Annotated in this window: 8 protein-coding genes; 2 read left to right on the forward strand and 6 right to left on the reverse strand. The window is 44.0% G+C overall.

Translation table 11 applies throughout. The annotated features are described in order from the left end of the window. Nucleotides 1-64 precede the first annotated feature (64 nt). The 3 genes from asnB to PQR79_RS01670 form a co-directional block, all read right to left on the reverse strand. Nucleotides 65-1,729, reverse strand: coding sequence for an asparagine synthase B (gene asnB, locus PQR79_RS01660; protein ID WP_238103414.1), 1,665 nt, complete (start codon nt 1,727-1,729; stop codon nt 65-67). A gap of 448 nt (nt 1,730-2,177) precedes the next feature. Continuing rightward, nucleotides 2,178-3,830 (reverse strand): M28 family metallopeptidase, encoded by a 1,653-nt coding sequence (locus tag PQR79_RS01665; protein WP_238103415.1) that lies wholly within the window; start codon nt 3,828-3,830, stop codon nt 2,178-2,180. A 312-nt stretch (nt 3,831-4,142) separates the two neighbouring features. Further along, nucleotides 4,143-4,889, reverse strand: coding sequence for an HAD-IIA family hydrolase (locus PQR79_RS01670; RefSeq protein ID WP_238103416.1), 747 nt, complete (start codon nt 4,887-4,889; stop codon nt 4,143-4,145). A 511-nt stretch (nt 4,890-5,400) separates the two neighbouring features. Here PQR79_RS01670 and PQR79_RS01675 point away from each other — a divergent pair. Further along, a complete protein-coding gene (locus PQR79_RS01675) occupies nt 5,401-7,017 on the forward strand; it encodes a methyl-accepting chemotaxis protein (RefSeq protein ID WP_238103417.1) in 1,617 nt (538 codons plus the stop codon). Nucleotides 7,018-7,089: 72 nt separating this feature from the next. Here the strand turns inward: PQR79_RS01675 and PQR79_RS01680 are convergent, their stop codons facing one another. Beyond that, entirely contained in the window at nt 7,090-8,466 is a 1,377-nt protein-coding gene (locus tag PQR79_RS01680) for an L-serine ammonia-lyase (RefSeq protein WP_238103418.1), read from the reverse strand. A gap of 221 nt (nt 8,467-8,687) precedes the next feature. Between PQR79_RS01680 and nagZ the strand changes: the two genes are divergently transcribed. Beyond that, nucleotides 8,688-9,713, forward strand: a complete 1,026-nt coding sequence (gene nagZ / locus PQR79_RS01685) for a beta-N-acetylhexosaminidase (protein ID WP_238103420.1) — start codon at nt 8,688-8,690, stop codon at nt 9,711-9,713. Between the two features lie 219 nt (nt 9,714-9,932). Here nagZ and PQR79_RS01690 read toward each other — a convergent pair whose 3' ends face one another. Both PQR79_RS01690 and mfd read right to left on the reverse strand, forming a co-directional pair. After that, nucleotides 9,933-10,928, reverse strand: a complete 996-nt coding sequence (locus PQR79_RS01690) for a peptidoglycan binding protein CsiV (RefSeq protein WP_238103421.1) — start codon at nt 10,926-10,928, stop codon at nt 9,933-9,935. Continuing rightward, nucleotides 10,928-14,452 (reverse strand): transcription-repair coupling factor, encoded by a 3,525-nt coding sequence (gene mfd, locus PQR79_RS01695; RefSeq protein WP_238103422.1) that lies wholly within the window; start codon nt 14,450-14,452, stop codon nt 10,928-10,930. Before mfd ends, PQR79_RS01690 begins: the two co-directional genes overlap by 1 nt. Between the last annotated feature and the right edge of the window lie 31 nt (nt 14,453-14,483).

Below are 14,483 nucleotides of genomic sequence, written 5' to 3' on the forward strand. Positions count from 1 at the left end.
TCAACAGGCCTAGTATAAACAAAAACACCACCGATTAAGGTGGTGTTTATGAGGCAACTTGCAATTAATAGGCGCTAGCGTGAACGTTTTTAACTGCACGGCCTGATGGGTCGTTAATGCCTTGTAAGCTGGCGTCCCATAATAGTGCTTCTGGGGTAGAGCAAGCGACGGTTTTACCGCCAGGTACTGTTTCAGCCGCACTGGCTAACGGGAAGAACTCTTCAAAGAAACTGCGGTAGAAGTAGGCTTCTTTCGACTCTGGCGTGTTGTATGGGAACCGGAATTTAGCGTTAGCAAATTGTACGTCATCCACGTTAGCCGCAGCATGTTCTTTTAAGCCGTCAATCCAAGAGTAGCCCACACCATCACTAAACTGCTCTTTTTGACGCCATACCACTTCTTTCGGTAATTTGTGTTCAAATGCTTCGCGTAAAATATGTTTCTCAATACGGCCGTCTTTAGACATTTTCGCTTCTGGGTTTAGGCGCATGGCCACGTCGATAAATTCTTTATCTAAAAATGGAACACGGGCTTCAAGTCCCCAGGCTGCCATGGCTTTGTTAGCACGTAAGCAGTCAAATAAGTGTAGTTTGTCTAATTTACGCACCAATTCTTCATGGAAAGCTTGTGCGTTTGGTGCTTTATGGAAGTATAAGTAACCACCAAACAATTCATCGGCACCTTCTCCAGACAATACCATTTTAATGCCCATGGCTTTGATTTTACGTGCCATTAAGTACATTGGGGTGGCGGCACGAATGGTGGTGACATCGTAAGTTTCTAAGTGATAAATCACTTCTTTAATGGCATCTAAACCCTCTTGGAACGTATAGATAATAGGGTGGTGAATGGTGCCAATGGCATCCGCTACTTTTTGCGCGGCAACTAAGTCTGGAGATTCGGCTAAACCGACCGCAAATGAGTGAAGTTGTGGCCACCATGCGCCAGTTTCGCCATCGTTTTCAATACGGTGTTTAGCATAAGTTTGGGTGATTGCTGATATCACAGATGAGTCTAATCCACCTGATAAAAGTACACCATAAGGCACATCTGACATTAACTGACGTTTTACCGCGGCTTCTAGCGCGTCACGTAACTCTTCAACACTGGCAGGGTTATCTTTAACTGCATCGAATGCTTTCCAGTCTCGTTGGTAGTAATGAGTTGGTTTATCATCAGCTGAGTATAGGTACTGACCAGGTAAAAACTCTTCTACTGTTTTGCACACTGGCATCAGTGCTTTCATTTCTGAAGCCACGTAAAAGTTACCCGATGCATCAAAGCCAGTGTAAAGCGGGATAATACCAATGTGATCACGACCAATTAAGTAAGTGCCTTTAGCTTTGTCGTACAACACAAAAGCAAAAATACCGTTGAGTTTGTCTAAAAAGTCGCAACCGTATTCTTGGTAAAGCGACAGGATGACTTCACAATCTGAGTTTGTTTGATATTGGTATTTATCACCCAGTTGAGCTTTTAATTGCTTGTGGTTATAAATTTCACCGTTTACAGCAAGTACGATGTTGCCATCTTGGCTGATTAGCGGTTGTGCGCCGTGGTCTACGTCAACGATGGCTAAACGTTCATGCGCTAAAATCGCTTTGTCGTCTGCATAAATGCCAGACCAATCAGGTCCGCGATGACGTAATAACTTTGACATTTCTAAGGCAACTTGGCGTAGTTGGCTTGCATCAGATTTGATATCTAAAATTGAGAATATTGAACACATAATACGGCTCCAGCAGCGTTGGCTAATCTTTATCTGTTTGCTACTTTGCCAGCATTTTTGTTAACTGCCAAGTTAGTTTTTTGAGATAACCCCATAAATATGGTCTTTTTAATGATTTAATCTTCATTCATTTTGGTTTTGAGTGAGCTTTGTTTAATTAAATGTTCATTTTATTGATGAATTGATAATTATCTTGTTTATATCGTCAAGATTTTTACGATTCAACAATGCAATTTAAATAAATGCACAGTTGCACTGATTGAGTGCGTTTGCTGTTTATTTGAGCAAATAGGCTAGAGCCTTGGTTTTGCTTTGTGTATAAGCAGCACGTTGAGTCGCATACGAACACATTTTATGCACAACATTTGTGCATGAAATGTGTGCATAAAAGCCATAAAAAAGCCCATCAACAAGTTGATGGGCAAATCCTTGGGTGGGAAGGAATACGTTATTTAGCTGGGCGTAATGGGTGAAATTCTGACGCGGCATAATACCCTGGCCAATGTTGATTATTACCAAGCAATTGTGCTGCTTGGTAATAAACGGCTAAATCTTGTAGAGCGCCCGATAAGTCCCATTCAGCTCGATAATGATCGCACACATTGTGGTAACAGCCTTTCATGGTGTCGCTCATGGCTGCTTTGTATTGCGCGGTGGCTTCATCGAGCGGCTCGGCGCCACCACCGGCAAATACTGCAGGAACACCTAATTTTGCAAAGCTAAAGTGATCTGAACGAAAAAAACCGCCTGATGCTGGATTGCTTTCTGCTGTGGTCACTCTATTTTGGGTCGCGGCAGCTTGCTCTAAATACATTTCCAATTCAGATTGGCCTTTACCTACGATGGTATAATCTTTGGTTTTACCAAAGATATTAGTGCTGTCGAGATTAAATACTGCGACCGTTTTATCGATGGGGTAAATAGGGTTTGCTGCGTAGTAGCGTGAGCCGAGTAAGCCTTGCTCTTCTCCTGTGGTGGCGATAAAGGTCAACGAACGTTTAAGACCATGACCAGCGTTAGCTTGCTCAGCAAATTGACGGGCAATTTCCAAAATGCCTGCGGTGCCAGAGGCGTTATCTAACGCGCCATTGTAGATTTGGTCACCTTCTTTGCTGTCATCTTTACCGATGTGATCCCAATGGGCGGTAAACACAATGTGTTCATCTGCTTGGCTACTACCTGCTAAGGTTGCTACAACGTTGTAGCTGTCTGCGTAGTCAGCTTTATTAGCAAATTTAATGGAGGCGGTTTGCGCTAAATCAACGTTTAATGCACTGTCGGCAGCGCGGTCCACTAATGCGCTGAGCGACAAGCCGGCTTGGTCAAATAAACGCATAGCGCTGTCTAATGTTATCCAACCTTCAACTTGTACTCGAGCATCTTGTTGCGCTTTAGCGAGCACTAAATCTTGTTGAGGTCCGGTCCAGCTGTTTTCAACCACAGACCAAGGGTAAGAGGCTGGCTTAGTGTCATGAATAATAATGGCGCCAAGGGCTCCTTGTCTGCTGGCTTCTTCAAATTTATAACTCCAGCGCCCGTAATAGGTCATGGCTTTGCCATTAAATTTTTGTTCATCGGGATGCGCAAAACCGGGATCGTTTACCAATATGACAGCAATCTTACCTTTCATGTCGATGTCTTGGTAATCGTTCCAATTATATTCAGGTGCGTTGATGCCGTAACCAACAAAAACCAGCGGAGCATCATTAATGCTCACTTGGCCGTTATCGTGTCGGCTGCCAAGTACGATATCTTTGCGATATTGCAAATCAATTCCCGCAAAATTGACTTGCTGATGTTCACTGGCGGTATAGCTCACCATCGGCACAGCTTGTAAATAGTGGCCATTGACAGCACCTGATAGACCCATTTCTTTAAATGCTGCAGATAAATAATCCAGCGTGAGCTTTTCGCCAAGGGTGGTGGGTGCTCGGCCTTCAAACTTGTCTGATGACAAGGTTTTAATATCATCTCTAAAGCGTTGTTCATCGAAACTAACTGAAATGGGGGCGACTTGAGAAATGGCTGTCGTAGTGGGGGCATCGTCACCATTGCATGCACTGAGCAGCGCAACAGCGCAAAAAGGAAACCATCGTTTCATGCTCTATCCTGATTATCGTTTTTATATTTTCGGATCAGCATAATGGATCAAGCCAGCGCGCGATGACAAGGGCACTGGCTTGAAAATGTGTTACCTAATGTAAATGAAATGTTTATACCTAATGAACTTGAAGATACGTGTTTCAGAGCTTCAGCGTATTTTCAATACTAGGCGTGTTGATGCTGCGTTATTAATTTTGGAAAAGGAATAACCATTACCCACAATCAATGCCTTGTCTAAACGCGTGTAAATTCTTGCTGAAATCGAGCATCTTCAGGTTGTTTGGGCATATATCATTTACGGTTACCGAGCTTACACTACGTCAATGTCGCCAGCACAGGCGAATATATGGTTTGGTCTAAATGGTTCTTTTTCAATATCTGCCATTTGGCTCACGCCACTGGTGACTAAAATGGTTTCAAGGCCGGCTTGAAAACCTGCCAAAATATCGGTGCGCATGTTGTCACCAATAATAACGGTGTTTTCTGAATGACCTTGGATATGATTCAATGCTGAGCGAATAATCCATGAGCTTGGCTTGCCGACGTAAAATGGCATTTTGCCTGTAATCCTTTCAATGGCAGCGCATAATGCACCACAAGCAGGGCTATACGCTGGGCCATGGGTGTCTGGATTGGTGGCAATAAAACGTGCACCGCCAGCGACAAAGCGAGATGCTTTATGGATCATGTCCCAGTTGTATGAACGGGTTTCGCCCACAATAACAAAGTCTGGGTTAATGTCGGTTATCGTAAAGCCTGCGTTGTACAACTCGTGGGTGAGGGCGCCTTCACCAATCACAAAGGCTTTGGTGCCGGTTTGGTGTTTAAGAAAGTCAGCCGTTGCCATCGCCGAGGTATAAAAGCAGGTTTCTGGCACATTAATGCCCGCAGCACCTAGACGATTTTGTAAATCTTTACCTGTTTGAACAGGATAATTAGTGAGAATAACCAGCGGGTTGCCTTGCTCTAGTACACGATGAATAAATTTATCACTACCTGGAATTAACTTGTTGTCGTGCAGTAACACACCATCGATATCACAAATAATATTTTTCATTGTTTCATTTCTTCCTTCAAATACAACCTGCCTACATCTAATGCTAATTCAGGCCAGAAAACAACGATTAAATACAAAAATGAAGGCATTGAATAAATAACATCAAAAGATTGTTGGTGAAAATGCATCATGATGTAATAAGCGTGTTTTTTGGGGGGAACCCATCGAGTCTGCATGAATTTAAGCGCTCACAACTCAAATCAACAATTGAAATCAACCGACATCAGTCAATCATATACACAATGCTATTACCGAATTGCATTTTTGATTATTTGTATTTTAAAACAACAAGTTATTTTTAAAATGTCTTTTCTAACTTGTCGCCATTGCAGTATGATGTAGAGGTTATAAATTTGTGAGGGATTATGAGTTTGTAAGACTTTAGACTGCGCCCTCACACATTTTATGATGAATATTGATCGAGGTCTGATTGCTTGTGTGCCGTTAATGACAGTCTTATTGCCCGGCGATATCCTATAAGATAATTTAGGATACACATTTAAGGTCCTCAATGATGCTTGATTTATCAATAAAAAGAATGCTTCAAATAACGAGCGCACTTGCTTTATCTGCAATGATTATTCTTTCTTGGGTAGGCAATACGCAGCAATCGCGAATTCATAAGCGTGTGGTTAACGAAGAAGCTCAAGTCGGTGCTATTTTAGCACTCAAAGATACGCGATATTACGTTGTACAAATTCAGCAATTTTTAACCGATGTTGGTGCCACTAAAAGTGATGAGGCAAAAGCAGAAGCGCTTGATAGTCTCAATGGGGCATTGTCCCAACTCGATAAACTTATTGATACAGCCCCAGAGTTTTATCAGCAAACCAAAGAGATTAAAGGCAAAGTCAACGATATGTATAAATCGGGCCTTAATATGGCCGATGCTTATTTGATTCAGGGGACAGAGGCGGGAAATCATCTTATGAAAGGCTCCGGTGGTTTTGATGAAGTTTCATCGGATCTTGCGGATGATTTAGACCAACTTGCTAATCAAATAGATCAACAATATACCACTGCAGTAAAACAAACCTTGTCGGCAAATGTGAGTGCGGCGCGGGTGCAGTTTTGGGGCAACCTTGCGTTGGGTGTGTTTCTTGCCATGATTTTGTTTGTGCTATACCGCGCGATTATTAACCCCTTAAGAAAATTAGATGAGTCGATGCGCAATGTCGCCTCAGGAGCGAAAGATTTAACGGTCAAACTTGATGACAGTGGCAACACTGAAATCGCCACAGTGGCGACGAGCTTTAATGCGTTTGTGCAGCAGATCCATGATTTAATTACCGACTTTAATGACAATAGCCAACAATTAGGCACAGCCAGTGTGCAGTTAACGACAAGTAGTAATGAAACTTTAGCCGGCATGCAGCGCTTGCAAAGCGAAACGGAACAAGTGGCTACTGCGATGAATCAAATGCAGGCAACGGTCATTGAAGTTGCTAACAATGCAGAGTTGGCTGCACAAGCAGCAAAAGACTCCGATACCCAGGCTGTGCAAGGTGACAAAGTGGTTCAGTTAACCATTACCTCGATTGAGCAGCTAGCTAACGGGGTTGAACAAGCTGCTAGTGCGTTACATCAGTTAGAAAAAGATACCGATAACATTGGCAGTATCTTAGAGGTGATTCGCAGTATATCTGATCAAACAAACTTACTGGCACTGAATGCGGCTATTGAAGCAGCCCGCGCAGGTGAACACGGCCGTGGTTTTGCGGTTGTGGCCGATGAAGTGCGAACGTTATCAAAGCGCACTCAGGATTCAACTAATCAAATTCAACAAATGATTTCACAATTACAAGCTGGTGTGAAAGATGCGGTGTCGGTGATGGATTCGAGCCGTCAACAAGCGTTAAACAGTACCGAACAAGCTGCACTTGCTGGCGAGGCGTTGTCAAGTATTACGCATTCTGTGGCGACTATAGCCAATATGGCGACACAAATTGCCACTGCTGCTGAAGAACAAACGGCAGTAACAGATGAGATTAATCGCAATATTGTCAATATCAGTGATGAGGCGGGTTTAACGGCAACCAACGCGCAGCAATCATATCAAGCCAGTGTCCAAGTTGATGAGTTGTCACAACAACTTCGTCGCCAAATAGGCCAATTTAAAACCCATTAATGTGTTAGCGCTAAATACAAAAATGCCTGTTATTGCTAACAGGCATTTTTTATTAAAGCATATCGACCTAGATTAACATTCAACAATGTTTACAGCTAACCCGCCTTTGGCGGTTTCTTTGTACTTACTGCGCATGTCTTTGCCGGTATCCATCATGGTTTTGATGACTTTGTCTAGCGACACTTTGTGGTTACCGTCGCCGCGCAGTGCCATGCGTGAAGCGTTAATGGCTTTTACCGCGCCCATAGCGTTACGCTCAATGCATGGTACTTGCACAAGGCCGCCAACAGGATCGCAGGTTAAGCCTAGGTTATGTTCCATGCCGATTTCAGCTGCGTTTTCAACGTGCTCGACGGTGCCGCCCATAATTTCTGTCAATGCTGCAGCTGCCATAGAGCAGGCTACGCCGACTTCACCCTGACAACCTACTTCAGCACCAGAGATAGAGGCGTTTTTCTTGTATAAAATACCGATAGCCGCTGCCGTGAGTAAATAGCGGCTACACACGTCAATATCGACTTCTTGTACAAACATATCGTAGTAACATAATACCGCAGGGATAATACCGGCAGCGCCATTGGTTGGCGCGGTGACGACGCGATCGCCTGCGGCATTTTGTTCGTTAACCGATAATGCAAATAAGTCGACCCAATCCATTGCCGTTAATGGGTCGATATTATTACGTCCTTCTGCTTTTAAACGGCGATACAGAGCAGGTGCACGGCGGCGTAGTTTTAAGCCTCCCGGTAAAATACCTTCTTTTTGATAACCGCGCTCAACACAGTTTTTCATGGTTTGCCAGATATGCCACAAACCTTGTTTTACTTCGTCTTCGCTGGCGATACTCAGTTCGTTAGCCATCATTAATGATGAAATGCTTAAGCCGTTATCACAGCACAGTTGCAGTAATTGTAACGCACTATTGAAGTCGTAAGGCGCTTGTTCTATTGGCGTTGCAGGCGATGCATTACGTTGGGTGATTTCATCCTCATCAAGAATAAAACCGCCGCCAACAGAATAATAAGTGCGCTGATAAATACATTCGCCTTTTGATAATGCATATAAGGTCATGGCATTGGCGTGTGCCGGAAGGGTTTTACGCCTATGGTAAGTAATACCATCTTCACGAGTAAACTTTACGAGGCGTCCATCGGCGAGGGTCAGCTTTTGACTGTTGGATACGGTTTCTAAAATGGCATCAATACCGTCGGTATCGACGGTTTCTGGATCTTCCCCCATTAACCCTAAAATCACCGCTTTACCGGTACCATGGCCTTTACCTGTTTGGCCAAGGGAGCCAAACAATTCTGCTTGTAATTCATCGGTTTGAGCCAATAAATTATTGTCTGCAACATGTTGGATAAACATTTTTCCGGCCTTCATTGGTCCCACTGTGTGTGAGCTTGAAGGGCCAATGCCAATTTTAAACATGTCAAATACGCTAATCATTTTGAGGAACCCTTGCTGAGTCGTTTATTGTTTTGCTTATTAATGAGTATAATCGCCTTATATCATCTTGGCGGATTATCTCTTTTGTTGGCAGAGTATCCCACAGTTTGATGCATGACAGTTCATTAGATTTTTTTATGCATAATTTTTCACATTAGCTTGCCTTATCATGCACAATAACGGCAAGTTTACGACGCTGTCGATAGTATTAGGGGAACAGTTTGAGCTATTTAATGATGGATTTGGCTGGTTTAACAGTGTCTGAGCTGGAAACTGCGCAATTACGCCACCCTAGAGTGGGCGGGGTTATTTTATTTACGCGTAACTTTGAAAATAAAAATCAATTAATAGAATTGGTTAAGCAGATTCGTCAAATTCGTCCTCAATTATTGATTGCCGTTGATCATGAAGGTGGACGAGTACAACGTTTTCGCGATGGTTTTAGCTTAATTCCTGCTATGGGTGATATTTTACCTACGGCAAATATGGATTTAACATTAGCAAAACAATGGGCGAAAGAGTGCGGCTTTTTAATGGCGCTAGAGTTGCTTGAATGTGATATTGATTTAAGTTTTGCTCCGGTTTTAGATGTTAATGGCATTAGTGAAGTGATTGGTAAACGCAGTTTTAGCCCAAACCCCGCAGAAGTGACAGCGCTTGCGCAACAATTTATTATTGGCATGAATGACGCGGGTATGGCTGCAGTGGGTAAGCATTTTCCCGGTCATGGTAGTGTTGCCGCAGACTCACATATTGCTATGCCTGTGGATGCTCGTGCAAAAGAAGAGGTTGAAGCCTTTGATATGGTGCCCTTTAAACAGTTAATTGGCCAACAACTGTTACAAGGAGTGATGCCTGCGCATGTTGTGTATTCAGCAATAGACCCTCATCCTGCTGGTTTTTCGTCTTATTGGTTACAAAGTGTGTTACGCCAGCAGTTAGCCTTTGAAGGGGTGATATTTTCTGACGATTTAGGCATGAAGGGCGCAAGCTTTGCGGGTGATTATTTAGGCCGAGCAAAAGCGGCGTTAGATGCAGGTTGTGACATGATTTTAGTGTGTAACGACCCTGTAGGGGTACAAGCTTTATTGAGTGACTTTGTCTGGCCGGCTGATGAGCCATTGCATACGGCCTTGAGGCTTAAAGCTAAGCCTGAACAAGTTCAGCTTGCGTTAGCGCAGCATGTTCGTATCGAGGCGGCAAAACAAGTCGTGGATACCATTCGACGTTATACCAATCCGCATTAGCATTTGCTCTTTTAGCGAAAGTTATCAGTGAGGTAGTCGAGGCAGCCTGTTGAGGGCATAGTGCACTATGTTAAGAAAGGCTAACAAAAAATACCACGCTGATAAATTCGCCCTAAAATAGATCACATTCTAATAATGATTGGTATTAATCTAAGCTTTTACTTAAGAGCAATAAAAACCGGATCAGTGGATCCGGTTTTTTATGGGTAAAATGATGTGTCAGCTTGAATAAGGCATTGGCTGTCCTTGTGGTGTATAACCTGTTAAATCAATAGGTTTTACACTAGTGGGTTGGGCCATTTTACGAATTTGCATCACGATACCCAATTGTGGGTGGTCAAAATAATGTAGCTCACCACTGCGTACCCGGCGATTTTGAATGAGCGGAATACTCTGTAAAAAGGGGGCTAATTGCTTTTTACCTTCAATCTCTAATGCTGCGTACTCATTAAATGCAGCCGGCGTTGATTCAATCATTTTTTGAGTCGGTTTGCGTAAGGCTAAATTGTTTTCGATGTAGAGGTAATGGTTTAAATAAATGTTAATTGACCCATCGAGCTCCCAAACCGGTTTAACTTTTGGCGCTTCATAAAACCCACCTAGGGTACCGTAATCGCCCATTGACATGCTCATACTGGTGTCAGCAGGTTTATTAACACTTAAGCCGTAGTAGTCAAACGTTTTAGAGTAATCTTTACCGCCAAATATGCGCACCGGTTTTGCTAAACGACGCGATTGCATATTTTGCTGCCACGTTAAATGCACTAAACTTTTTACGTAAGGTTCACGGCTGATGGTGCGAATAATGTCTTGAAATTGGCCTTGGCTTTGGGCAAGTAATACTGTGCCTTGACCTAAAAAGGCTGATTGTGGTGTTGCCGCACCGATACTCACTGGCACTTCGCTTGGGTGAGAAGCGATGTTGTTACTGACTTTGGGATCGTCACAGTTGCTCGTGTCGCTGGCCCAATCAGTAGAAGTACACCCCGTTAAAGCCGACGCAACCCCTGTGATGTCGGTACTTATCACTGGGGTGATCATATCGACTGTGTTATTAGCTAATGTCGGTGGTGAGGCTTCGAGCCACTTTTCAACCGAAGGGTTTTGGCGTTCAAATACAAATACTTCAACTTCAAACCATGACTCTGCATGGGCTGTAACGCTGTACGATAGCGCTGTGATAGTGGCGATAGATATCGCAATTTTACGAAGCACTATTTGTCTCCAGTTTGATGTTTAGCGAACTGTTCAAGCAAGGTGTTGACTAATTCAAGACGCTCTTTGCTTGTTTCAGCAGGAATGTTGAACTTTAACTTATTTGGCCCGTCCATTCGATAGATTTGTGGCTGGTTTTGCAACAAACCAATAATAAACATCGGATCGACGCTGTTTTCTTGACCAAATTCAACACTGCCGCCTTTGGCGTGCATTTCAATTTTAACAATACCCAGTGCGGTCGCCTGATGTTTAAACAGGGTGATGGCCATTAAGTTTCGTGTTGGGTCGGGCAACATACCAAAGCGGTCAATAAACTCGACTTTAAGTTCGTCGAGCATGTTGTCGTTTTCGCAATTGGCGATACGTTTGTATAGCGACAAGCGCATATTGACGTCGTTAACGTAATCTTCAGGCAGTAGTGCTGGAATGCGTAAATCGATTTCTGCTTTGGCGCTCATCATGTAGGCAAGGGACGGCTCTTTACCTTCTTTCAAGGCTTTAACAGCGGATTCGAGCATTTCCATGTACAAGCTAAAACCAATTTTAGAAATATGGCCGCTTTGCTCATCACCTAATAATTCACCTGCGCCACGGATCTCTAAATCTTGAGTGGCGAGCATAAATCCTGCGCCTAGATCTTCTAATGCGTCGATAGCTTCAAGACGTTTACGGGCGTCGGGTGTCATGCGTTTAGGGTGCGGTGTCATCATATAGGCATAAGCTTGATGGTGTGAGCGTCCTACACGGCCACGTAACTGGTGTAGTTGTGCTAAACCAAACATGTCAGCACGATCGATAATAATGGTATTTGCGCTTGGTACGTCAATACCGGTTTCGATAATGGTCGTACACACCAACACGTTAAAGCGTTGGTGGTAAAAGTCTGACATGACTTTTTCGAGATCGCGTTCGCGCATTTGTCCGTGTGCAGTAACAACCCGAGCCTCAGGCAGTAAGTCTCGAATGTTTTGTGCTGTTTTTTCAATGGTTTCGACGTTGTTGTGTAAGTAATAGACCTGGCCGCCACGAAGAATTTCACGCAATATGGCTTCGCGTACTGTGGCTTTGTCGTATTCGCGCACAAAGGTTTTTACCGCTAAACGTTTGGCGGGCGGTGTGGCAATAATGGATAAGTCGCGCATGCCAGACATGGCCATATTCAGGGTGCGCGGAATGGGCGTGGCGGTTAAGGTTAAAATGTCAACGTTAGCTCGCAGCGCTTTAATCTTTTCTTTTTGACGCACACCAAAACGATGTTCCTCGTCGATAATCAATAAGCCCAAGTTATCGAAATTGGCTTCGGCAGATAATAATTTATGGGTGCCAATCACGATATCGACTTTTCCGGCAGACAGTTGTTCAACCACGCTGTTTTGTTCTTTGGTGGTTCTAAAGCGTGACATCACTTCGATGACAATTGGCCAGTCGGCAAAACGGTCTTTAAAGTTTTCGTAGTGTTGCTGGGCAAGTAGGGTGGTTGGCACTAATACCACCACTTGTTTACCAGCATTTACGGCCACAAACGCAGCTCGCATAGCCACTTCGGTTTTACCAAAGCCCACGTCACCACACACTAAGCGGTCCATCGCCAGTGGTGCTTGTAGGTCTGCTAATACGGCGTTAATGGCGGATTCTTGGTCTACCGTTTCTTCAAACGGAAAGCCCTGGCTAAATTGCGCGTACTCTTGCTCGTCAATGGCCATAGCATCGCCAGGGCGAGCCTGGCGACGGGCGTACACGTCGAGTAGTTCTGCTGCCACATCACGGATACGCTCAATGGCTTTTCGTTTCGCTTTGGCCCAGGTTTCGTTACCGAGTTTGTTAAGGTGTGCTTCACCGTCGCCGCTGGCGTTAAAACGGCTAATTAAGTGCAGTGATGACACTGGCACATAGAGTTTGTCGCCACCTGAATATTCCAGTTTTAGGTATTCAGCAACCAGTCCACCCGTATCGAGGGTTTCTAAGCCCTGATACAAGGCTACGCCGTGTTCTAAATGAACTATGGGTTGGCCGACTTTTAGTTCTGCTAAGTTTTTAACTAAGACATCTGAGCTAACTTGCTTTTGCTTTTCACGGCGACGTTGCTGAGAAATACGTTGGCCGAATAGTTCGGTTTCGCAAATAATGCTGATTGCACCTTTGGGCGTATCGGTTAATACACAGCCACGACTGAGTGGCGATACCATTAAACCTATTTTGTCTTTGGCATCAAGGTAGTCATTAATATGGTTGAACTGTTTAGGCTTTATACCTATTTTACTGAGTAGCTCAAGTAGGGCTTCACGGCGACCTTCAGATTCTGCACTGAACAACAATTGTGTGTGGGTGCTACTGTATTCTTGCAGGGCAATAAGCGGTTGTTTGAGCTTGTGATTTGCATTAACGTCGGGCAATTTATCAACGTTGGCAACCATCGCGCTACTTGGTAGGTCTATTTGTGCTAACGGCTGGCCGGCGTTGTCGGTGTCGTTAACATGATGTTGCTGAATAATTTGCGTGCGAGTTAGCGGTTTAAAGGCGGCAAATAATTCGTCTTGCAGCAAATATAATTCTTGCGGTGCGAGCAGCGGTCTTAATGGGTCTATGCGCCTGTCTTCATACCGTACTGACACTTCATGCAAGTGGTTTTTGCTGGCTTTTTCGATGTCGCCTAGGGTAATGAGTTGACTGTCTTTGGGTAAGTAATCAAACAGTGTGGCGGTGTCATCAAAAAACAAAGGTAAGTAGTTTTCAATGCCTGCTGGCATTAAATTGCGGCTCACCAGTTGATATATCGATTCCGCTTCTTTTGAGATCACTTCAAAACGTCGACGGTAGCGTTGTCTAAAGCCTTCAATGGCGTTGCTGTCAGTAGGGAACTCTTTTGCAGGTAACATGCGTATGGCATCACGCGCCATCCCCGATCGTTGAGTATCAACATCAAAAAAGCGAATTGACTCGACTTCGTCATCAAACAGTTCTATGCGCAACGGTTGGCGAGAGCCCGTGGGGAAAATATCTATAATTGAGCCACGAATAGCAAACTCGCCATGCTCATACACCTGTTCAACCAAATGATAGCCGGTGTCGGTTAGGTGCTGTCTGGCTTGTTGCAAGCTGTAGGTATCGCCCTTGTTAAGCACCATGACATTGGCTGTCATAAACGATTTTGGCGGTAGGCGCACCATTAGGGTGTTTACCGGCACAATGACCACGTTATGTTGATGTTGGCTAATATTGGCTAGGGTTTCGAGCCGTTGTGAAATCAAATCTTGATGTGGCGAAAAGTTGTCGTAGGGTAAAGTTTCACGGTCTGGAAATAAGCACACATTGATATTGCTGTTTTGCAATAAATAGCTTAATTCGACTTCCAGTGACAGTGCACTAGGGGTGTCGTGAGTGACAATAATACTGGTACCAATATGTTGCTGAATTAACTTGGCTAAGGTAATGGCCTGAGAGACCCCACCTAATGTTGCCAATGTTTGCATTTGTTGGCCTTTTTTTACACTCGGCGGCGTGAGTACACTAAATTGTTTCATTAAAATCTTTTTCAATTCCGTTTACAGTCAA

Source organism: Shewanella metallivivens, from assembly GCF_028750675.1.
GTDB classification, from domain to species: Bacteria; Pseudomonadota; Gammaproteobacteria; order Enterobacterales; family Shewanellaceae; genus Shewanella; species Shewanella metallivivens.

Bases quoted from the DNA above. Each gene is read 5' to 3' on its own strand.
- mfd (WP_238103422.1), bottom strand. From the start codon at position 14,452: ATGAAACAATTTAGTGTACTCACGCCGCCGAGTGTAAAAAAAGGCCAA.
- PQR79_RS01670 (WP_238103416.1), bottom strand. From the start codon at position 4,889: ATGAAAAATATTATTTGTGATATCGATGGTGTGTTACTGCACGACAAC.
- PQR79_RS01665 (WP_238103415.1), bottom strand. From the start codon at position 3,830: ATGAAACGATGGTTTCCTTTTTGCGCTGTTGCGCTGCTCAGTGCATGC.
- PQR79_RS01675 (WP_238103417.1), top strand. From the start codon at position 5,401: ATGATGCTTGATTTATCAATAAAAAGAATGCTTCAAATAACGAGCGCA.
- PQR79_RS01680 (WP_238103418.1), bottom strand. From the start codon at position 8,466: ATGATTAGCGTATTTGACATGTTTAAAATTGGCATTGGCCCTTCAAGC.
- asnB (WP_238103414.1), bottom strand. From the start codon at position 1,729: ATGTGTTCAATATTCTCAATTTTAGATATCAAATCTGATGCAAGCCAA.